General features: G+C 52.3%; 16 protein-coding genes. 5 read left to right on the top strand and 11 right to left on the bottom strand.

Annotated elements, in window-relative coordinates; translation table 11 throughout:
• Positions 1–2: 2 nt before the first annotated feature.
• The 3 genes from SK3146_RS24850 to SK3146_RS24840 all read right to left on the bottom strand — a co-directional run bounded on the left by SK3146_RS24850 (position 3) and on the right by SK3146_RS24840 (position 2,758).
• Entirely contained in the window at positions 3–1,310 is a 1,308-nt protein-coding gene (locus SK3146_RS24850; protein ID WP_249861284.1) for an efflux RND transporter periplasmic adaptor subunit, read from the bottom strand.
• Positions 1,311–1,383: 73 nt separating this feature from the next.
• Positions 1,384–2,043 (bottom strand): CpsD/CapB family tyrosine-protein kinase, encoded by a 660-nt coding sequence (locus SK3146_RS24845; RefSeq protein WP_249861283.1) that lies wholly within the window; start codon positions 2,041–2,043, stop codon positions 1,384–1,386.
• Positions 2,024–2,758, bottom strand: coding sequence for a YveK family protein (locus SK3146_RS24840; RefSeq protein WP_249861282.1), 735 nt, complete (start codon positions 2,756–2,758; stop codon positions 2,024–2,026). Before SK3146_RS24840 ends, SK3146_RS24845 begins: the two co-directional genes overlap by 20 nt.
• Before the next feature lie 562 nt (positions 2,759–3,320).
• On the opposite strand from SK3146_RS24840, the gene SK3146_RS24835 reads away from it, so the two are divergent.
• From SK3146_RS24835 to SK3146_RS24825, 3 genes are all read left to right on the top strand, one after another.
• The gene (locus SK3146_RS24835; RefSeq protein WP_249861281.1) at positions 3,321–4,175 is read left to right on the top strand and encodes a fibronectin type III domain-containing protein; all 855 of its coding nucleotides are present in this window, start codon (positions 3,321–3,323) and stop codon (positions 4,173–4,175) included.
• Between the two features lie 44 nt (positions 4,176–4,219).
• Positions 4,220–6,982, top strand: a complete 2,763-nt coding sequence (locus SK3146_RS24830; RefSeq protein WP_249861280.1) for a right-handed parallel beta-helix repeat-containing protein — start codon at positions 4,220–4,222, stop codon at positions 6,980–6,982.
• 137 nt (positions 6,983–7,119) lie between these two features.
• Positions 7,120–7,443 (top strand): hypothetical protein, encoded by a 324-nt coding sequence (locus tag SK3146_RS24825; RefSeq protein WP_249861279.1) that lies wholly within the window; start codon positions 7,120–7,122, stop codon positions 7,441–7,443.
• 80 nt (positions 7,444–7,523) lie between these two features.
• Here SK3146_RS24825 and SK3146_RS24820 read toward each other — a convergent pair whose 3' ends face one another.
• Positions 7,524–12,749, bottom strand: a complete 5,226-nt coding sequence (locus tag SK3146_RS24820) for a bacterial Ig-like domain-containing protein (RefSeq protein WP_249866429.1) — start codon at positions 12,747–12,749, stop codon at positions 7,524–7,526.
• A 383-nt stretch (positions 12,750–13,132) separates the two neighbouring features.
• Between SK3146_RS24820 and SK3146_RS24815 the strand changes: the two genes are divergently transcribed.
• Positions 13,133–13,342, top strand: coding sequence for a hypothetical protein (locus SK3146_RS24815; RefSeq protein WP_249861278.1), 210 nt, complete (start codon positions 13,133–13,135; stop codon positions 13,340–13,342).
• Positions 13,343–13,536: 194 nt separating this feature from the next.
• Here SK3146_RS24815 and SK3146_RS24810 read toward each other — a convergent pair whose 3' ends face one another.
• From SK3146_RS24810 to SK3146_RS24790, 5 genes are all read right to left on the bottom strand, one after another.
• Positions 13,537–14,472, bottom strand: a complete 936-nt coding sequence (locus tag SK3146_RS24810) for a C40 family peptidase (protein ID WP_249861277.1) — start codon at positions 14,470–14,472, stop codon at positions 13,537–13,539.
• Positions 14,469–15,572, bottom strand: a complete 1,104-nt coding sequence (locus SK3146_RS24805) for a dipeptide epimerase (protein WP_249861276.1) — start codon at positions 15,570–15,572, stop codon at positions 14,469–14,471. Before SK3146_RS24805 ends, SK3146_RS24810 begins: the two co-directional genes overlap by 4 nt.
• A gap of 13 nt (positions 15,573–15,585) precedes the next feature.
• On the bottom strand, positions 15,586–16,518 hold the full coding sequence (locus SK3146_RS24800; protein ID WP_249866428.1) for a S66 peptidase family protein: 933 nt from the start codon (positions 16,516–16,518) through the stop codon (positions 15,586–15,588).
• A gap of 138 nt (positions 16,519–16,656) precedes the next feature.
• Complete coding sequence (locus SK3146_RS24795) at positions 16,657–17,481, bottom strand: M55 family metallopeptidase (RefSeq protein WP_249861275.1); 825 nt, start codon at positions 17,479–17,481, stop codon at positions 16,657–16,659.
• A gap of 134 nt (positions 17,482–17,615) precedes the next feature.
• A complete protein-coding gene (locus SK3146_RS24790; protein ID WP_249861274.1) occupies positions 17,616–17,975 on the bottom strand; it encodes a DUF3870 domain-containing protein in 360 nt (119 codons plus the stop codon).
• 395 nt (positions 17,976–18,370) lie between these two features.
• On the opposite strand from SK3146_RS24790, the gene SK3146_RS24785 reads away from it, so the two are divergent.
• Positions 18,371–18,694, top strand: a complete 324-nt coding sequence (locus tag SK3146_RS24785; protein ID WP_375295480.1) for an ArsR/SmtB family transcription factor — start codon at positions 18,371–18,373, stop codon at positions 18,692–18,694.
• 55 nt (positions 18,695–18,749) lie between these two features.
• Here SK3146_RS24785 and SK3146_RS24780 read toward each other — a convergent pair whose 3' ends face one another.
• Positions 18,750–19,178, bottom strand: coding sequence for an ester cyclase (locus SK3146_RS24780; protein ID WP_249861273.1), 429 nt, complete (start codon positions 19,176–19,178; stop codon positions 18,750–18,752).
• Between the two features lie 204 nt (positions 19,179–19,382).
• On the bottom strand, positions 19,383–19,730 hold the full coding sequence (locus SK3146_RS24775; protein WP_249861272.1) for an ester cyclase: 348 nt from the start codon (positions 19,728–19,730) through the stop codon (positions 19,383–19,385).
• Between the last annotated feature and the right edge of the window lie 137 nt (positions 19,731–19,867).

Raw genomic sequence — 19,867 nt, 5'->3', positions numbered from 1 at the left:
TTTTATTTTTGCTGTTCCACAGCAGCGGACTTGACTTTTTCCTTATCATTCAGCTGATTCATGCCTTCAACGACAACTTGCTCGCCCTCATTCACTCCGGAGGTGATCTCCTGGATAGAATCGTTGAGCCGGCCCAGCTGCACTTTGCGCTTCTCGACCGTATCCCCATTCAGCACGAAAACATAGTTGTCGTCGCCTTCCTTGACGATGCTGTAAGTAGGTACCGCCACGACGATCTGATCCTGATCCTCCGTCAATTGCAGCCATACTTTCATTCCGGGCTTTAACTCCATATTTTGGTTCGGTACATCGACATTGATTTCGTACGCTTTCGTATCCGGATCGATTACCTTGGCCAAGAAGCTGATTTTCCCTTTATTTTTCTGCGCCGCCCCCTGCAAATAATAGGTCAGCTCGGATTTTCCCGTGACATACTTATATTCCTCTTCCTTCAGTTGGGCCTTGATCTTGATCGGGTCCAGCTTCTGAATAACGCCGATTTTGGCTCCTTGCTGCAGCGACATCCCCGTTTCGAGCGGCATCTCGGTCAGTATCCCGCTCGCCGGCGCCTTAACCTCCAAGTAACTCATCGATTGCTCTACCTGAAGCTGCGTCATTTGAGCCCCTTTCAGCTGAGTTTCCAATTCGGAAGTCGCATCGATAGGCTCAAGCATATCCGACTTCTGCTTCAGCTGCTCCAAATCCATGCGGGCGTTGCGGAGCTGAACCTCCATTTGGTACACCTGCAGCTTCGTAGCCAGCCCGACCTCGTAATCGTTTTTGGTCTTGTTATACGTTTTGGTCAGATCGACCAAATTTTGCTCGCTCTTTTGAATGGAGTTGGCAAGCTCCCGCTTCTGGTTATCCATGTCTTTCTTCGCCCGTTCCTTGGCCTTCGCAATGGCGTCTTGAACCGTCTGAACGGCAAGGGCCGCCTTTTCCTTCTGAAACTGGGCGTCCGTGGAATTAAGCCTGATAATGACTTCTCCTTCTTGAACCATATCTCCGCGGGCTTTCAGAATAGCCTCTACGTCTCCGCTCGCTTTGGCCGCAATGTCGTACTGTACTGAAGACTGCACATCGCCGGCATGAACAAGCGGATCTCCGATTTTTTGCTTGGCGACCTTCATAACCTTGACGTTCTTCAGCGGCTGCTGCGATTGCGACTGCTCCTGACCGCTGCCGGCGCCGGCTGCGTTGTGCTCAAGCGGGATCGTCTCCGAGCAGCCGGCAATGATGGCGAAGCTGAGAGCCAGCACGGCAACCGTTTTGACCCTCCGGCGGACCAGCCTATGTCTTTTTCTTCTCACTATAAGTCCCTCTTTCTTCCGAGATTCAGTGTTTTTTCACGATCATTCCCGGCATAGCGGAGAGCTTCCGCACTCAGTACGCTTCCGCAGCCTGGCCGCTAATTTTGTTCATGACGATCCCGAGCAGCTTTGCTTTGGCTAGTGCCAGTTCTTCCTTCACCTTCTTCGCTACATTTCGTTTCACTTTGCCGTATTCCACGACCAGCAGCACGCCGTCGCATTGCGAAGCCATAATTTTCGCGTCCGTTAAGGAAAGTACCGGAGGCGTATCGATAAATACCATATCGTAGTTTCTCTTCAGCGCTTCCAGCAGCAGGACCATCTCATGGGATGCGAGCAGATCGGCGGGACTCGGCGGAACGGCGCCTGCCGTGATAACGGACAAGTTCTTGACATGAGTCTCCTGCACAATCTCATTCATGGAACAATAGGCGGATAAATAACCCGACAACCCCCTGCTTCCCTCCTCGCCCAATGTGCGGTGCAGGGAAGGCTGGCGCATATCCGCATCGACCAGCACGACCTTCTTGCCGATCTGAGCATAAGCGAAAGCCAGATTGAGCGCCGTCGTCGATTTGCCCTCGCCTCTTGCGGCGGAAGTAATCGTCACGGTCTTGATTCCGTCATCGAAGGCCGATGCCTCGACATTGAACCGTAACGAACGGTATGCTTCCGAGGCGGCCGAACTTGGATTTTGCTCCATTATAATCTCGCTATTGGATGGTTTTGGCATGTGCAACCTCACCTACCTTCCTTCGGGACTTGCTTCGTTTGCCCGCATTTATCTCTTTATCCTTCAATTTGGGAATCAGAGCCAGAGTCGACGCTCCGAACATTTCGCGCACATCGTCCTCCGTCTTGACCGTATCGTCCAAAGCTTCTAATAAAAAGATGATTCCGATAGAAATGACCAGCGAGGCAGCGAAGCTTAATACGATGTATTGGTTCGATTTTTTGTTAATGGGGACGGGGTTGTCTTGCATCTTGGCCCGATTTAATATCGTTACGTTATCGACCTTCATAATTTTGGGAATTTCCGTCTGGAACACATCGGAGACGGCATTGGCAATTTTGACCGCTTTTTCATAGGAGCCGCTCTGGGCAACGATCGTCATAACCTGGGTTTCATGCAAATCGGATACGTTGGTCATAGCGATGAGTTGTTCTGCGGACAAGTTCAGGTCGGGATAGCGCTGCACGACTTTATCCATAATGGCGGGGGTTTTAATAATTTCCTTATATGTATTGATGAGAGCAATATTGACGCCGATCGCCGCATAATCGATTTGCTCCTTGCCCGTCATGTCCTTTTCGCTCGTTTTGTTAACGATCAATTTGGTTGCGGCCATATAGACGGGCTGATAGTTGACGGTGCTGTAGAAGGCGGTCAACATCGTGGAGGCAAGTACGAATAGTACGACAATCCACAGCCGCTTTTTTATCATCATGATATACTCTTTTAAATTAATCTCCATGCTTCTCCTCCGTAGGAAGTATTCTTTCAGCTAACTCCCGGCTTCATTGATACCTTTTGTATCATTGGCTATAGATACTACTTTATGACACTTTTTGTATCATGTCAACAGCGTTTTCCTAGGGTTTGATCCATTTTGTATCAAATTTCACAGAATTAAAATCACCGTCTTGAAACTTACCGTCGAACGCTGCCTTCGTTCTCTTTAGCATACAATGATGAATGAAATGCCTATTCACAATTCCAATTTTTGGGACATATTATACTTTGAGAACAGCTTATATTCGTTGCCTTTCCACGATGCATGAACCTGCGTGTCCGGTGCTATTTGAATTGATTCTTGGCGGGACCCCCGATAACTTATATTTTCCTTTATGGCAATAAACACTCTATCGACTAGGGGGAGGTTTGAGATCTTCCTTGAAGCATCGCCTAACGGCGGTTGGGCCGCTAGCTTAGGGGGCTGCATTTCGCATCCCCCTATCCTCTGTGATTCTGTCTCCGGTTTTACGACATTAAATAAAGAGGTGATGTCCATGGCTGGTGAAAATGACAGTCCAGCAGACAATTCCGTTTATTACGAAGATTGGGCGGGAGGAGAAGGCGTTACCGTCATCAACACCGTTCCTCCGAACGAAGTGACTCAGCTGATCGTAGCGGATGTACGAGCTACCCGGGTTACTTTATCCTGGACAGCGAGCACATCGCCGACTATCGCGGCTTATGACATTTACAACGGCTCGGCCCCGGTAGGGACAACAGCCGCCACGACGTATACGGTAGACGGCCTAAGCCCGCAAACCGCATATACCTTCACGGTTAGAGCCAAAAGTCAAGACGGTCTTAGTTCCAGCGGTGTCAGCGTTATGGTTACAACTTTGGCGCAAACCTACGCCTTGTCAATGAACGGCGTCAACGAATATATTCTGACTTCACCGCTGTCGTTCGATACCGTCATTATGGATATGAACGCATCTCCGAAAGCGGGAGGTTATTCCGCCTACCTCGACGCTTCCAGAGGCATTGCGCTAACGACCTTCGGCAGAGACAGCTCGGGCCGGGATTTCCTGCAGTCCGGCTGGAAATCCGTGATGGTCGACGGAATAGATAAAACAAGCTTGGTCGGTACAACCACCGTGCTCCCGAGCGGACAGCGCACCGTGGTTGTTCTATCTCTTGTTTCTCCCGGAAAGGCCCCCGTCGCTCTATTCTCCAACCAGCTCGGAGCCATTCCCATGAAAGGGCTGCTGTATAGCGTGCAATTTTTGTTGAATGGACATGTGATTGCTTACTATGATTTCACCAAACCGTTCACCGGGCCGGACGTTCCGGATCGAAGCGGCAACAATCAGACGGCCAAGCTGCAAGGAGGCACATGGGTGAGCAATTAGCGCGCCGCTTGCGCAATCCATTTTTAATTTAGGAGGTGCAACCTATGCAGGGCAAGCTGAAAAAATTAAAAACCGACGACAACGAATATATATATCCGATTACGGTGTCCGATGCCGTGTATGTCGACCCGAACACGAATCTGAAAACGCTGCTCGGGCAGTTGCAAGCAGGCATGGGCTCCCCTGTTTCTTATCTCATCCAGGCGGAGTCTTGGGGCATTCGCAATGACGGGACCGAACCCGAAGCTACGACCAAAGGAATTAACGATGCATTAGCGTGGGCTAAGGAGAAAGGATACAATCATGTCCTGCTGCCCGGAGGGACATACAGCGTGCAGATCGATTCGAATGGAACCGCCATCTCCATGCCGGGCGGCATGCATCTGGAGCTGCACGCAGATTGCGTTCTGCAGCTGCAGGCCAATTCCTCGCCAAGCTACCGCATAATTGAAGTCAAAGGAGTCCGGCACGCCAAAATTTCCGGCGGAACGCTGATCGGCGACAAGCAGAACCATTGGTTCGAAATCTTTGTCAAATTTACGCGCGGCGGCGTCAATGCGGACGGCTCGCTGAACGACGATCCGAATTTCATTCGCAGCGAAGTGATTGATCGTTATGCCAATCCGGGACTTCTGTCCAACTTCCGTTTATGGTCGATTGACGGCATCGCCGCAACCTCGTACAGCTTTTATCAATACAAAGATACGGTGTCCAAGGATACGTTCGTCAATCTCCGCAATAACGGCGGATTCGCGCCTGCCGCGCCGACCGGGCGGGGGTGGTTCGATACGATCGATAACGCGAACAAGATGGTGTTCGTTATCGATATTTCCTCTTCCCCGTTAACCGACGAGCAGATTGCACAAATCAGCGCCAAAATCGATAACTCCTACTACACGCATGAAAGCGGCTTAGGTATCGGTATTCTGAGTTCTAACTATGTGGAAGTAAGCGGCGTCGAGATTGCCAATTGCACCGGCGACGGCATTTTGACGGGCATCGGGGTCTATTACGACGATCCGTCCCAATATAGCCAGGAACAGATAGGGCAGCATATTTATATTCACGACTGCACGATCCATCATTGCCGCAGACAGGGAATGTCCCTGTGCGGACCTAACGACGTCTACGTCATGAACAATACGATCCATCATATCGGCTATGCCGACGACGGGACGACCAGCGACTTTCGTAACGGCATACCTCCGATGTTCGGGATCGATATCGAATCGATGGTCGGAGAAAGCAATATTCCGTTCAAAAGCATCTATCTGAACCAAACTTCCGGGCTCGAAACGAACTACCGAATTTATATATACAATAATTATATTCATCACAACGCACGCGGCCATTTCGTCAATGCTGACGGTACTTACATTACGCTGCAGAACAATACGTTCGAAGGCTATACAGTCGGAGGCGTCAGCTCTTACCAAAACCAGTGGTATGTCAAATATATCAACAACACGTTTATCGGCGGCTCTCTCACCGTATCCGGCAATAATTTCGTGAACGGAGCTGTGCTGAACAAAGCACATTTGAATTTGTCCAATGTCCAGGGGGCTTTTGTCGACAACTGCCAGATTAAAGACGGGCTGTTCTACGGCTCCAGCATATACGGCTACTTCGGCATGCCGGCTGCGGTCGACGTCACAACGGGTACATTTACCTACAACACTCCTCACGGCATGGGCAACGGAGCCCAAATCAGCTTCGAGCAATGGTTCGGTAAGGTGCCCTCAGGCATCAGCGTCGATAAATTGTACTATACGGTCAATGTAACCAGCATTAGCTTTCAAGTATCGGAGACCAAGGGAGGAAAGCCAGTTACCATTACGGACGCAGGAACAAGCGGCTTTAACATATCCCGTTACAACTACGGTCGCTGTTACATTTCCAATATAACGGTAGAAAAGGACTGGAGAGACAATAACAACTACGACGGAAGCACGGGGTTTATCCCCCTTGTTGCCGGCGCTGCGTTAAAAAACATTACGGTCAAAAACTGCGACGTCTCCATTAAGCCGCCGGATAACTATGTCGGAAGACCCAACACAATCGACGGACTCACCATTATTGAAGGCACGGGAAATTTGCAAAGCAGCCACATCAGCAATCTCAAAGCGATGCGAGCCAAGACAGGCGCTATGGGCGGAGACATTACGCTCGGCACCAATAACGTTTATTCCAAGGTTAACCTTGACGGCGCGCTATTCCAAGGCGTACAGGTCAATTTCGGGGCCGCTAATTTGAGCAATGGCACCTTCCTTAACGCCAAAATTTATAAACCGGACAGTCCAAACACAGCGGCCATTACAAAGAGCTATATGGAAAATACGGCGATCAATCTCCACTGGCTCACATACGATGGGGCGATGACGATTGCCGAATGCTTGTTCAACAACGTAACGATGGATGCGAGCGCCGCCGTCCGCCTGCTGGGCAATCTCGATATCAACTCGGGCTTGACCGATAATCGGATGAACGCCGTGCCGGTGAGCGGTAAATACGCTCTGGGCCAAATCATCTATAACGCCTCCCCCGCTCCGGGCGGATATGTGGGTTGGATTTGCACGACGGCCGGATATGCGAGCAATTTGTCATGGTCGGCGGGCAAGGCTTATTCGAAAGGAAGCCGGATTGTTGCGGCAGGGCATGTGTATGAAGCCCAAAATAACGGAACGTCCGGCTCCGCGGTCCCTGCATTTCCAACCGCCTCGGGCGGTACGATCACGGATAACGATATGATGTGGAAAGAAATCGGATTGCTGGCCGTATTTAAACCGTTTGGACTTATCGGCACGTAAAGCGCTTATCGAATAGGAATCGCTATATTTTCTTAAGCGGCAAATTTTTCGTTCTCAAAATGTTCATTATGAGGTATATTCTTTATAACGAACTTTTTTCCTACTTAAATCCCATAACAAAGGAGGACTTTCGCACCTTGCCGCCTATCAAAAGATTAGTATGCGCAGCTCTAGTCGTAAGCGCGCTGTTACTGCCGACTTCCGCCTTCGCTTCAAACGGTTACAACTCCAGCGGCCATAACAACAGTTACAACAACAAGAACAGCAATAATAACAGCAACAGCAAGATCAATCAGTCGTTCAACGATTTCTTATCCCGTATCTTCGGCAACAAAGGGCATAACGAATACCATGATTATTGGGGAAAAGAAGATGAATTCCGGGACTGGTACGAGAAAAATAAGGACAACTGCCCCCCTGAGGAATCGTATGACATTTGGAAGAAATGGTTCTGTTATTAAGAACAAAAGAGTCTATCCCTCTTTCTCGGGGGATAGACTCTTTTTTGTTCATCCGGTTATTCGCTCGTAAGGCGATCCGGTTAGTTCATCAGCTCCGCGTATTGCAGCAGCCGCTTGAGCATAACGGCCGCTTCTGCGCGGGAAGCCTGCTCGCGAGGCGCGAATTCGGTGTCGGTCAAGCCGTTAATGATTCCGGCATTGACCGCTCCTGCTGCGGCATCTTGAGCCCAGCTCGAGATGGTGGAGCTGTCTTTGAATGCGGCAAGCTTGCCGGTATTCGTATTGCCTTGTTTGCCTGTGAACTTGAGGGTCCGGTCGATCATGACGGCCATTTGTTCACGGGTAATCGTTGCGTTCGGCTGGAACGTTCCGTTCTCGAAGCCGTCGATCAATCCCGCCTTGGCAGCCGCGCCGACAGCGCCTGCGTACCAGTCGGAAGCTTTGACATCGGAGAATGAAGACGACGTCTGCGGTGTCAATCCTGCCGCTCTTACCAGCAGCGCGGCGAATTCCGCACGCGTGATCCGGTTATCCGGAGCAAACGTCGTTGCCGTCATGCCGTTGACCAATCCTTTGGATGCCAGCAGCTCGGCGTCCTTTTGCGCCCAATGCCCTTTCAGATCGGCAAAGGTTTTGGCTGCTTGAACAACCATATACGTGCTATTGCCCGTCCGCTTGATAGCGGCCGTCGTCACTCCTCCTGCGTTCTTGAAGACCGAAGGCACGAAGCTGAACTCCCCGGATTGCGGGTTGTACATGACCGCTGAAATTTCATCGAACCCGCCCGTTTGCGCCTGCGTCAGAACGATCGTTCTTGTCACATACGTGCGTCCGAAGTCGCTGACGGCAACCGTTTGGTTTCCGGCTTCCGCCGTAATCGTAAATTCGATAGGAGCGGACAGCAGCGTCACTCCCGCTTCCTTCGCTTTAGCTGTCATTTCGCTGAGCGCACTGCCGGATACTTTTTCAATCGTGACGTTAATCGTTACTTTCTCCGCTTCCGTTCCAAGCTGCTTAGCCAGTTCGGCCGCATCCAGTACCTTCAGCGGCAATTCATAGGTTGCGTTTGCCGTTTGTATCGACAGCACCGCATTAGGAGCCGTCTTGGCCGCTTGGGCCAATGCATCTGCAGGAATCTGCACTCTGGAGACGGACTCCGTCGTTTTCACTTCGACGATAATGGTTGGAGCCGCTTCGTTCTTGGCGGCTTCCAGAGCCTTCGTCAACGCAGCCGCATCCAGTTTGACCGTGGCGACGCTCTTCCCGTTAACAGTCTCGATCACTGGCGTGCCGACAATTTTCGTGCCGCTGTCCGATGTTTCCACGCTGTTGCCCGTCGATGGAGCCCCGGCTCCCCCGCCGCCCCCGCGGGAGCCGCTATTATTGGAGCCGGACGGAATTGCGCTTGCTGGAGCGGAATAATCGCTCTCGCCCGCGGCATTCCATGCCGTTACTTTGTAATAGTAGGCCGTCTTGGCATTCAAACCGGTTAAGGTATACGCTGCTTCCGTTACGGTGGAAGCTACCTTCGAGAACGCGCCGTCGGCTGCCGTGCTTTGGTAAATATGATAACCGCTTGCTCCTGCCGACCCCGTCCACGACAAGCTTACCGAGTAGTATCCTCCCGTCGCTTTCAAGCCCGTCGGCGCTGCAGGCGCTAGAATCGATTGCTGCGGCGTTGCGCTCACGGTTGCGGAGCGGCCGCTTTCTCCCTTAGCATTTCCAGCTGTCACTTGGTAATAGTACGTCGTTCCATTCGTTAGGCCGGTATCGACGTAGCTGCTGTCCGTCAAGTTTGCAGCCAGCTTCGTGAACGGACCTTCCTGCGACTTCGCACTGTATACGTTGTAATAGGTTGCTCCTGTTACCGTAGTCCAGCTTAAAGCCGCTTGGCTATCTCCGGCTGTTGCTTTCAATTCGGTAGGAGCAGACGGAACCGTTACCGGCTCGGTGTTCGGAGCGATGAATTTCAGGAAATCGCCCCAAATAATATTTCCTTCCGCGTCTCTTTGATAAGGCAAAGCTTCCGTCAAGCTGACGAAATTCGCATCCGTAAGCACGACGCCGGATTGATTCGCGGATACGGTGCCGTTGAACATATAGTTGATGTCCGAATTCAGTTCTTCCGGATAGTTATCCTTGCTGGTGTAATCCTTCTGATAGGAAACAAAACCGTTGATCTCAAAGTCGGTTTGAATCCCCGTGTAGGTGGAGAAGTTCAAATTCGCTCCCGCATTGTTGAAAGAAATATTGTTTTCCGCTTTGACACCCGGATTGCTGTTGCTGGTAAACCCGTAAGCGCCGTTGCCGAAGGCGATGCTGTTGCGGATCAAATGCGGAACGTGAATGCCTTCGCCGCCCAGTTTAAATCCGTTCTTGTCGCCACTGCCTACCGTACCGTTGGTTAATGTGCCGTTATGGTACGCGATGCTGTTCTCAATGGTAACCGGCCCGATAGCGCCGGAGCCTGCTTTGGTATACAAATCCCAACCGTCGTCAATATTGTTGTGGGAAATGCAGCCGCGGAAAATATTGCCTACGCCCGCCGTTAATTTGGCGGCAAAGCCGTCGGCATTATTATTGGACGGATCTTGGTTATCGAACGATTCGCTGTTAAGAATCAGGTTATAAGAAGGCCAATCGGCGATATCGTCGGAATTGTCCGTGCGGCTGATTTGCAGACCGGTATCGCCGTTTTCATAGAACCGGCTGCCTTCCACGATGTTGTGGCTGCCGCCGACGGTGAAGCCCTTCGTATTGTCCGCCGAGCGGGCAACATCGATACCTTTGATATGCCAGTAGTTGCCGCTCAGCACGACGCCCTCGGATTTTTTGTCGAAATCGATGACAGGCTTGGCTCCGGGTGCTGCAACAAGATATTTCATCGCCTCGGCCGTGCCGTCATTGTATTTCTTGATCTCAAGCTTCGCATTGCGAACGTAGCTGCCGTCCGCCAGAATAATCTTCTGGCCCGGATTGACGAATTGAACCGCCGTATCCAAATCGAGCGGGCTCTCTACGGTACCCAGTCCGCTGTCGGAGCCGTTAGGCGTGACGTAAATATCGCCGTTGTCCGCATATGTTTTCATCGTTACGGTAAAGTTTCTTACGATCTTATCGTACGATGTCAAATACTCCGTATCGTTAGGCAAATACGTTACGCTGAAATTCGTATTGCTGTTGCGTGCGAGCGTTGCCGGGATCTTAAGCGTCTTACCGCCCGCAATTGCCGCATCTTGGGCAATAACCTGCTGTCCCTGCTTCACTGTCACGGTACCGTCGACATTCGAATTCAGCAGCAGCGCGTAGTCGGCGTTGGAGGTTTTATCCAGCGATACGATATCGAAAGTCGGCGTTGCCGGCTGAGGCTTCGGCTCAACCTTAGGCGCGTCGGACTCGGCCGCCGTCACCGTCAAGCTGATATTGCTCACTTCAATCGTGGCAAGACGCGCCGTAAAGAAGCCTACGTACATTTTGGAATCCTGGACGTTCAAAATATCCGGTGTAAAGAAAATCTCTTCGTTCCCATCGTTCAGCTTCCCTGTATATCCGCTGTTCGTTTTGGACAATGTTAGCCGGTAAGGGGCTTTAGGGTACGTGTTATTGGCCGTAGGGCGCTCGTTTTTGAGCATAATGCTCTGCACGCCTTTGCTTCCCGTGCCGTCCGGCTTCGCTACACCGGTTCTCACGAACAGCTGCGTCCCGATCGGCTTGGTCGTTCCTCCGCTGAAGCCGCCTATGGCAGCGATATTGGAGGCGAAGACGGACGAATCCTTGGCCGTCCCGTTGACGTCTCTGGCCATAATGCCGAACGACTCCTGGCCGTCATACGAGTCTTTGGCAAACTCCGTCACTGTAATGTCGGCGGATAAAACGAAGTTATCCTTGGAAGCGTCCAGCTCCGTGTAATAGAACGAGATACCGTCGTGGTCTCCGGTTACTTTACCGCCGCCGTCCTTGGCTTCCAGCTTCACCGATCCGTCCGGATTGACCGTAACCGTATTCTTCGCATCGGACGTGGATTGCCCGAAACGGATGCTCTTCCATGCGTATTCCTTCGCTTCTCTCACTGTAACGCTGAGAGAAATCGGGGCCAGGCCCGTATCGGCCGGAACAATCGACAGCGCGTAAGTTCCTGCGCGGCTGCTGTCATAAGCGGCTGTATCGACCGAGTATTGCCCGCCGCTCAAAGCCTCTTTATCCCCGCTATCGTACACCGTGGATACTTCCAGTCCCGCAGCATCGAACGCTTCGCCCACGGTATAAGTGGTTTTGGGGTAGCTAGTCACTTCGATGCCCGTAGGCTGCTTCACTCTGACGGTAAGAGGAATGTCGACCGTTTTTCCTTTATAAGTTAGCGTAACATACTTTTCGCCTGCCGAGCTTGTGTCCAGCCCGGTTACCGTGTACTCGGTTTTGAGCAATCTTACCGAGGAGTTATCGCTGTACTTGGCATAGACGACCAGCCCGTCCAAATCCAATGTTTCGCCGATAAAATAAGCCGTTTTCGCTGGAAGCTGCTTAATCTCCAGCCCCGTTACGCTCGCATCCTTCACCGTAACGTCGAAGCTTGCCGTCATCGCCGGAGTTATCACGGAGCTTACCGTAACGGTATACGTGCCGGGATTGTTGAATACAAAGCCCGCATCGGTCGCTTCGGCGCCGGGAATGGCGAAGGTGTATTGGTCCGCTTCGAGCTCGGAAGTTTGCCCGGTATTGTAATCCGCACTTATTACGATCCCTTCAGGATCGAAAACATCTCCTTTATAGTAAACCGTCTGCGCAGGCAAATACTTTATTTCCATTCTATTTACGTATAGTGGAACAATGTTAAGATCAATCGTTTTTGTAACGCCGCCAAAATTTATGGTAATGGTATTAATTCCTTCTTTGCTGCTATCAAAGCCAGAAACGGCATAATCGTTGTTCGATAGCGATTCTATAGTGCCATCATTGTACTCTGCCGTTACTTTTAAGCCGCTTAGATCAAGCTCTTCGCCGACAATATAAGTCGTTTTCATAGAAGAGTAATCCAGATTCAGCTCCTTAATTGTGCGAGTATCCATTTTCAGCGTCACATTGCTGAACGTAACCGTGGCGTTTCTGGACGTATAAAGCCCGGCATATAGATAGTTATCAGATAAATTTTCAATGACTTGAGTTTGATCTCCGCATTTGAGCAAATACACATTTCCTGACTTCTTAATGCTTAAGTCATAAACTTGTCCTGCGCTCGGAGCGGCTGCTTTATCGAACTCGTAACCTGTTTTTACCTGAGATCCGCCTTTTTTATAGAACCCTTTCATCACTAGATCATAAGCCCCCAGTGCGACATAATCACTTGTATGGGCTTTGTCATTTGTAGATGTTTCTAAAACTTTATTACGCAACATAATCCCAAACGAGGCTTGTTTATCCGCTGCTATCGTTTCTACACTGGCCGTGGCAGACAATTCAAAATTACCGTCGGCCGGAACCTCCTTAAAGTAATAGGCGATTCCCTCTGAACTGGAATCAATTTTACTCTTACCTCCAGAGCTTTTAAGAGTTACCGATCCGTTATCATTTTCTGCAATTTGATAGGTAGGATATGAGGGGTCCCCTCCAAGATTGCCAAACACCCTTCCTATCCAGTCACTGGAAATGCTTATCATTTCCTCCGAATCCGCAAACGCCGGAGCCGGAACCAATGAAAGCAGCAGCACAAGCGACATCATCAATGAAAACCATCGTTGTCGTTTCAATCCGCATTTCTCCTTACCTTGTTTTTTGTCAGTACTTCTCTTGCCCGGTATTTCCCAAATCCGCATTCCCCCATGTAAGCATTTACACATCGCAAGTCGCCAGCGCCTCTGATTCGGCAAGAAGGTTTAATCACCCTATTGAAACTGCCTATTAAACTGATTGAAACTTCAGACTCAACAGGAAATGACAGCGCTACCTGTAGTGTATTTCAGCCCAACGTAACACTCAATAAGCTTTATTTAACCAGTTCCAAAGCCTGGCAACCCGTATACTCCGGGGTTTTACGACAAAAAAACAACCCTCTCGACGGAGAAGGTTGTTTTCGGCAGATAGCTCGTATGGAAAAGTTTAACTCCAATATCTTCTGGAAACGCAATGTTCAAGCGCCAGCTTATAGCCGCTTAATTCGACAATTTCTATCGTTTTGCCCGTCTCCGGGGAATGAATCATTCGGCCGTGTCCGGCATACATGCCGACATGATGGACGGCCCCTCGCCCTTCCTCATATGCGAAGAACAGCAGATCGCCGGGCTCGAGCCGCTCCTTCTCGACCAAAAGTCCGTGCCGCGCCTGATCGGAGGCGTCGCGGGGAATCGTAATTCCCGCATAGCGGTGCATGGAATATACGAAACCGGAGCAATCGTATCCGAAGGAGGACAGCCCTCCCCACAGATAAGGAAGACCCAGGAAACGCCGCCCCTGTTCGAGGATGCTGGCGCCAACGTGACCGTTTGAGGATGCGGTAACCGATGCCGGAGACGATTCGGTGATCCGCACGTCGCCGGTTTGCAAATAACCGATGCCGTCCGGAGTCCGCACCTTCACCCAGGACGCCTCCTCCGCCAGAACGGGAAGCGACGTCATAAAGCTCAGCTCCAGCGAGCGAGCCTCCGCAGCCGGGGCCGTATGCAGCCAGGCGGCGGCGGAGACGACATCGGCCCGCGGAAGAAGCCCCGAATCCGCCGCTGGATCGGCTAATTGGGCCGAGCGGACCCAGCCCGGATAACCCGCGGCCTCTTTGCGCGTACTCTGGCTGGGGATAAATATTCTCGCCCATTCTCCCTGCACCTCCGCAACAATAACCTCCGTACCGTACAAGACTTGCGTTTGGAGCCGGTTTCCATTGCACAAATCCAGCCTCTCCTCCAGCGTCATGGCGTCCAGCCACGCTCTGATCCCGGCCGGCCGCTGCAGCGCGGGCTCATCTACGAGGCGGGAGGAATCCGGCTTCGTCCATACGCAAGCGACGGAGACGGCGACAATTTTGCGTTCGCCCTGGCTCATATCCCCACCCCCACGCTTTGATTATAAGCGACGCTGCGGATGCCCAGACCCGCTTCTTGCGGGAACGTCATAACCCGGCCGTCGTACCGCACGCCCCCGTCCACAATATCGCTGAGCATCATGAGCGGGGCGTCGAAGTCGCATCGCGTAATATTTTTCTTGCTGGCCGCCAGGTGAGCCGCCGCCGTAATGGCGACGCGCGATTCGATCATGCTGCCGACCATGCATTCCACGCCGAATTCTTCGGCGATATGATTAATCGTTTGCGCTTTGTAGATCCCGCCGGCCTTCATCAGCTTAATATTGATCATATCCGCGGCGCGGCGCTGCAGCACCTCGATAGCTTGCGCAGGCGAGAACACGCTCTCGTCGGCCATCACCGGCGTCTCTACAGCGTCGGTAACAGCCTTCAGTCCGTCGATGTCGTGAGCTTTGACGGGCTGCTCCACAAGTTCGATGTCCAGCCCCCAGTCTTCCATACGGCGGATAGCCCGGATGGCGTCCTTGGCCAGCCAGCCCTGATTCGCATCAACCCGCAGCCGAATGCCGCTGCCGACGCGGTCTCGAACCTCCTTGATCCGTGCGAGATCTTCCTGAATATCGTCTTTGCCTACCTTAATTTTCAGCACGTTAAACCCTTCCTGCACGTAACGTACCGCATCCTCTCCCATCTCCTGGGGCGAATTGACGCTGACAGTAAAATCCGTTTCGATCTGGTCCCTATAACCGCCGAGGAATTGATAGAGCGGCAAACCGCAGTGCTGTGCGACCAAATCGTAGACGGCCATGTCGACCGCCGCCTTGGCGCTGCTGCTGCCGACCATCGCATGATGAATCGTCTGCAGTATTTGCTCGTAGGCAAGCAGGCTGCGTCCGACCAGCAAAGGAGCGAATACGTTCTCCACGGCCGATTGAATGCTGTCCAGGCTATCTCCCGTAATGACGATGGTCGCAGGTGCTTCTCCCCAGCCGACTCGGCCGTCGTCCGACTGGATGCGCACAAGAACGGATTCCGCGTGATGCACGGTGCGCAGAGCGGTCTTGAACGGCTTTTTGAGCGGGGTCGATTGTCTCATCACTTCTATGGATTGAATAAACATGGCTGCTGCCTCCTTATCCCCTTACACCGGGTTCGATACATTCCAATACTTTATCTGAGGTGCTCATTCTGGCTTCAATGCCGATAGGAACGGCAATATTCGGGGAGCAGTGGCCGATCTTGAATCCCGCCATCGCCGGTTTGCCCGCCGGGACGATATAATCGCCGAACACTTGCTCCAGCGTAAGCGACTGCTTGCGCTTGTTCGGTTCGCAGTTGTTGAAATCGCAGATGAGGATGCCCTCCGCATCGCTGAACTTGCCTGCCAGCCGCAGCTGATTCAGCATCCGGTCGACTCGGTAAGGCTCCTCGTCGATCTCCTCGATGAACAGGAGGCGCCCCTTCGTGCCGACCTCATAAGGCGTCCCGAGCGTGCTGACCAACAGCGACAGATTGCCTCCGACCAGCTGGCCCGCCGCTTCCCCTTCGACCAGCGTATGTAACGGAGAAATCTCCTCCGTATAACGAAGCGCGGACGGGTTCAACAACGTTTCGTAATTTTGCAAAGTTAACGGGTCGGGCTCCTCTTCCTCCAAATCGATCAGCATCGGGCCGTGGAACGTCACCAGCTCCGCATAGCGCAGCATGGCCATATGCAAAAATGTAATATCGCTATATCCCCAGAACACCTTCGGATTCGCCCTGATCAAACCGTAATCGAGCAGATCGGCGATTCTTCCCGTGCCGTAACCGCCCCGCGCGCAGAGGATCGCCTTGATCTCCGGGTCGGCGAACATGCCGTTTAGCTCGCGCGCCCGCTCTTCGTCGGTTCCCGCCAAATAACCGTGCCGCTTCACAAGCGTCTCCCCCATCCGCACGCGCAGACCGAGCCGTTCCAAATAACGCGCCGACTCTTCCATCCGCTGCCTGTCGCCCCAGCTCGCAGGAGCCGTAATGCCTACCGTATCCCCAGGGCTTAGCGCCCCGGGCCTAACCGGTTTCTTCATGACGCCGTTCTCTCCTTTCGTCTGCCGCCCGCCGCACTTGCAGCTTGCCTGACGTTCGTCCTCCATCGGGCTGCTCACGCTTGATCCGGTTCATTATATGCGCCGGAGGCCGTTTTAACATAAATTGCATCTCTTCTCCTAACTAAATGCAGCTTTCATCGCCAATTCGGTCATAGCTATCATCGCCCGGTAAGCCTCCAAGATGTCCTTGGCTTGAAAAGTGACCACCGGACTGCCTCCATCAATCGACGTCCCGGGGATCAGATGCGCCCACTCGGCCTGCCCGTAGTTGGCAAATTCGACGGACAGCACCGGCTTCTCCGGAGGGATAAGCGGCTTCACGCGGCTGCGTCCGGCCAGCGCCTCGCGGGTTTTCTGCCGCAGCAGCTCGCCGCTCTTCTCCGGCGTCAGGCTGAGCGCAGCCGTGCGCGAGACACGTTTCTTCACGACAGCGGTCGTCACCCCCGGGATCAGCGCCTCCGCTTCGAGCGCCGTCTCGTCGTCACCGGCGACAAGCAGTACCGGAACGCCGTAATACCCCGCCACCATCGCATTGAACCCGAGCTCGCCGACCTCAAGGCCGTTAATGTACATATTGCGCACGCCGAAGATCATCGTATGGCTGAGCACTCCTTTCCGCCCGGCCCGCGTGTGATAGCCGAGAAACGCAGCGCCCGCGAACGAGGAATCCAAGCCTTGGACCATGGAAAGCGGCTTCACGTCGCCCGTAATCAGCTGAGTCTCGGGGTGCAGCTTTTCGATCAGCAAATTGTTCATTTTGGAATGGCTGTCGTTCACGACAACTTCGCTGCAGCCTTCGCCGAAGGCGGCTTCGATGACATGATTGGCCTCCTCCGTCATGATGCGCTGCCCGCGGGTATAATTGTACTGCCTGGAATCGACGAACGTCGGATCGACGAGCCCGGTGATCCCTTCCATATCGACGGATATATACAGTTTCATCGCTTGGCTAACCTCCCCTGCGAATAGTAAAAAATGACAAAGAGAAAAACCCAGCAAACAGCGTCAGAACTTGTATCGTCCTAATCTACCGTCTGCTGGGTTTTATTTACGAATGAAGTAGTAAATAAAGCAGCCTACACTGTCGGGCCGGAAGACGAAAGCTTCGTCTCTTCTCGACCTTGAAGCGCCGATTTATATTTTTTCTGGGCATCCTTAAACGCTACGATCAGCGCCTTCTGCGAAGATCCGTGATATCTGCGGCGAATTTCATCGGATGCAGTCTCCAGCTGCAGCATATTCTGCCCGATCAAAAGCGAGCGGACAAATTCCGAGGTCAACGGAATCATCGACGAACAGCCGGCATCGACGATCTTATGATTCGTCGTATCGACGACCAAGCCGATAAAAAAGGCGTTGAACTGCTGTGTAATCGGATTGTTCACCGAAACCTGGGCATCCCCGATAATATAGACCGTATCTTTGTCATACCGCACAAGACCAGCTCCTTATTAGCATTTCGCCTGCTCCCTGCGCGGGATGTGGGAAGGGGCGCTTCCTACGACCGGCGGGGATTGAAACGGTAACGGTGTACATAAAGTCTAACACCCGTTCGACAAGTTTGTAAATACCGAATCTCCTTTTAAAATGCGATTTTGCGGTCCAGGGGACCACGGCGCGATACGAAGCAAACACCCTCATCCCCACTCTGCTTCAGGGACGGAGAGCGCGGCACGAGGAGAATTGGTTCTCCAACGCTTCATCGTGGACTAATAGTTTCCAATATGGTTAAAAATTACATTTTCGCACTTGACATGATACCCATTGCTACTTAATATAAAAAGAATACCTTCTAGTGACTTAACAACAATGCTCAGTGGAGAGAATGACGATGGAAGACGATCAATCGAGGGATGTCTATTCTGCCATAGCCGATCCAACCCGGCGCGCCCTGCTGCGTCTGCTCGCGGGAGCAGAGGAGCTGCCTCTCAACGAATTAACCGCTCATTTTCAAATGGGCCGCACGGCTGTATCCAAGCATTTGACCATTCTTAAGGATGCCGGACTTGTCACCAGCCGAAAAGCCGGGAGAGAAACGAGATATCGTCTCCATGCGGCGCCGTTAAGAGAAGTTGAGGATTGGGTATCGTTTTACAGGAAGTTCTGGACCGAGAGAATGTCTCTATTAAACCAGCTGCTGCAAGAAGAAGAATAAAGCCGGGCATCCCTCCCTTATTCGAGAGGACGATGCCCGGCTTCGCTGCGCTCAGCTATGTTCTGCAGTGGAACGGAACTGCTAAACAGCCCCGCGGATTTGGCTCCACATCGTCACCATATCGATCCAGCCCGCGATGCTCGGCGATCTTGCCGCCGGTAACCCGGTATTGGCGATACAGCGTGACATCGATCGTCCGCCCCGTCGGCTCCGTTCCAAAAAACATCCCTTGATGCGTGCCTTTCACCGTCATTCTGACGAGAACTTGCTCCTCTTGGGCTATGCTTTCCTCTACGGCGTTGTCCGGAAAAGCCTCCAATATTTTGCCCGCAAACTGCTTCAAGCCGTCCCGCAATTGATACGAATGCTCTTGGTAATCCGGCGACAAATACCGATCCATACAATCAAAACGGCTCTCATTCCAAAACGCCTCGATAAACGCGGCTACCGTTTCCGTATTTTGCTGCTCTATCGATTTCATCATACGTTCATCTCCTTCGGATATGATGCGCCGGGTCGGCTCTATGACGCCGCAGCCCGGTTGTTTTTGCTGTCGAAATTGGATTTTTGGGTAGTTGTTTCCTTTTTTCAAGGAGAAAATCCGTTTTTCTTAGGAGAACGCTACGCCTTTCCAGATTCAAAATGGGCCCTCCGCTCTTTGTTCACCATGCTTTATAGATAACAGCCTTTACTTAGCCTGCAGCTGCGGCAGCAGCGTCCCGGTATCGAACCAGCCGCGATGTTCCTCTATGTTGCCGCTCACGATCCGAAATTCATGGAACTGGGTGATCTTCACCCGCCTGCCCGTAGGCGCCGCCCCCGCAAACATTCCGCTGTGCGCCGCTGTAATGACGACTCGGGCTACGACCTTATCGCCTTGCTCCAGCGTCTCTTCGATATCGTAGCTGCGCTCTGTAAAAGCCTCGCAAAGTTGCCCGGCGAAAAACTGATCCGTCCGCTCCAAAACGCCCTTGCGGATCAGCTCTCCGATTAGCGCGGCCGCCGTTTCCGTATTTTTTTGCTCTATCGATGACATGGCTTCAACATCTCCTTTTTGCCGATTGGCGAATGTGATTCTCGCGATCCGCCCGATACCATCTCCACCCCCGTTCAGCCATGAGAACAGCACAAACAGGCCGAAGCTTGATTGCCAAGCTCCGGCCTGTTTGCGCT

The organism is Paenibacillus konkukensis (assembly GCF_023523925.1).
In the GTDB taxonomy this organism is placed as follows: domain Bacteria; phylum Bacillota; class Bacilli; order Paenibacillales; family NBRC-103111; genus Paenibacillus_S; species Paenibacillus_S doosanensis.
The sequence above is the reverse complement of the archived record's forward strand: the minus strand, read 5'-3'. Positions and strand labels throughout refer to the sequence as shown.

What these genes read in the sequence shown, in the direction of transcription:
- SK3146_RS24785 (WP_375295480.1), top strand. Translation starts at nt 18,371, where the DNA reads ATGGAAGACGATCAATCGAGGGATGTCTATTCTGCCATAGCCGATCCA.
- SK3146_RS24795 (WP_249861275.1), bottom strand. Translation starts at nt 17,481, where the DNA reads ATGAAACTGTATATATCCGTCGATATGGAAGGGATCACCGGGCTCGTC.
- SK3146_RS24780 (WP_249861273.1), bottom strand. Translation starts at nt 19,178, where the DNA reads ATGATGAAATCGATAGAGCAGCAAAATACGGAAACGGTAGCCGCGTTT.
- SK3146_RS24800 (WP_249866428.1), bottom strand. Translation starts at nt 16,518, where the DNA reads ATGAAGAAACCGGTTAGGCCCGGGGCGCTAAGCCCTGGGGATACGGTA.
- SK3146_RS24830 (WP_249861280.1), top strand. Translation starts at nt 4,220, where the DNA reads ATGCAGGGCAAGCTGAAAAAATTAAAAACCGACGACAACGAATATATA.
- SK3146_RS24835 (WP_249861281.1), top strand. Translation starts at nt 3,321, where the DNA reads ATGGCTGGTGAAAATGACAGTCCAGCAGACAATTCCGTTTATTACGAA.
- SK3146_RS24820 (WP_249866429.1), bottom strand. Translation starts at nt 12,749, where the DNA reads ATGAAAGGGTTCTATAAAAAAGGCGGATCTCAGGTAAAAACAGGTTAC.
- SK3146_RS24815 (WP_249861278.1), top strand. Translation starts at nt 13,133, where the DNA reads ATGAAAGCAGCAGCACAAGCGACATCATCAATGAAAACCATCGTTGTC.
- SK3146_RS24840 (WP_249861282.1), bottom strand. Translation starts at nt 2,758, where the DNA reads ATGATGATAAAAAAGCGGCTGTGGATTGTCGTACTATTCGTACTTGCC.
- SK3146_RS24775 (WP_249861272.1), bottom strand. Translation starts at nt 19,730, where the DNA reads ATGTCATCGATAGAGCAAAAAAATACGGAAACGGCGGCCGCGCTAATC.
- SK3146_RS24805 (WP_249861276.1), bottom strand. Translation starts at nt 15,572, where the DNA reads ATGTTTATTCAATCCATAGAAGTGATGAGACAATCGACCCCGCTCAAA.
- SK3146_RS24810 (WP_249861277.1), bottom strand. Translation starts at nt 14,472, where the DNA reads ATGAGCCAGGGCGAACGCAAAATTGTCGCCGTCTCCGTCGCTTGCGTA.
- SK3146_RS24845 (WP_249861283.1), bottom strand. Translation starts at nt 2,043, where the DNA reads ATGCCAAAACCATCCAATAGCGAGATTATAATGGAGCAAAATCCAAGT.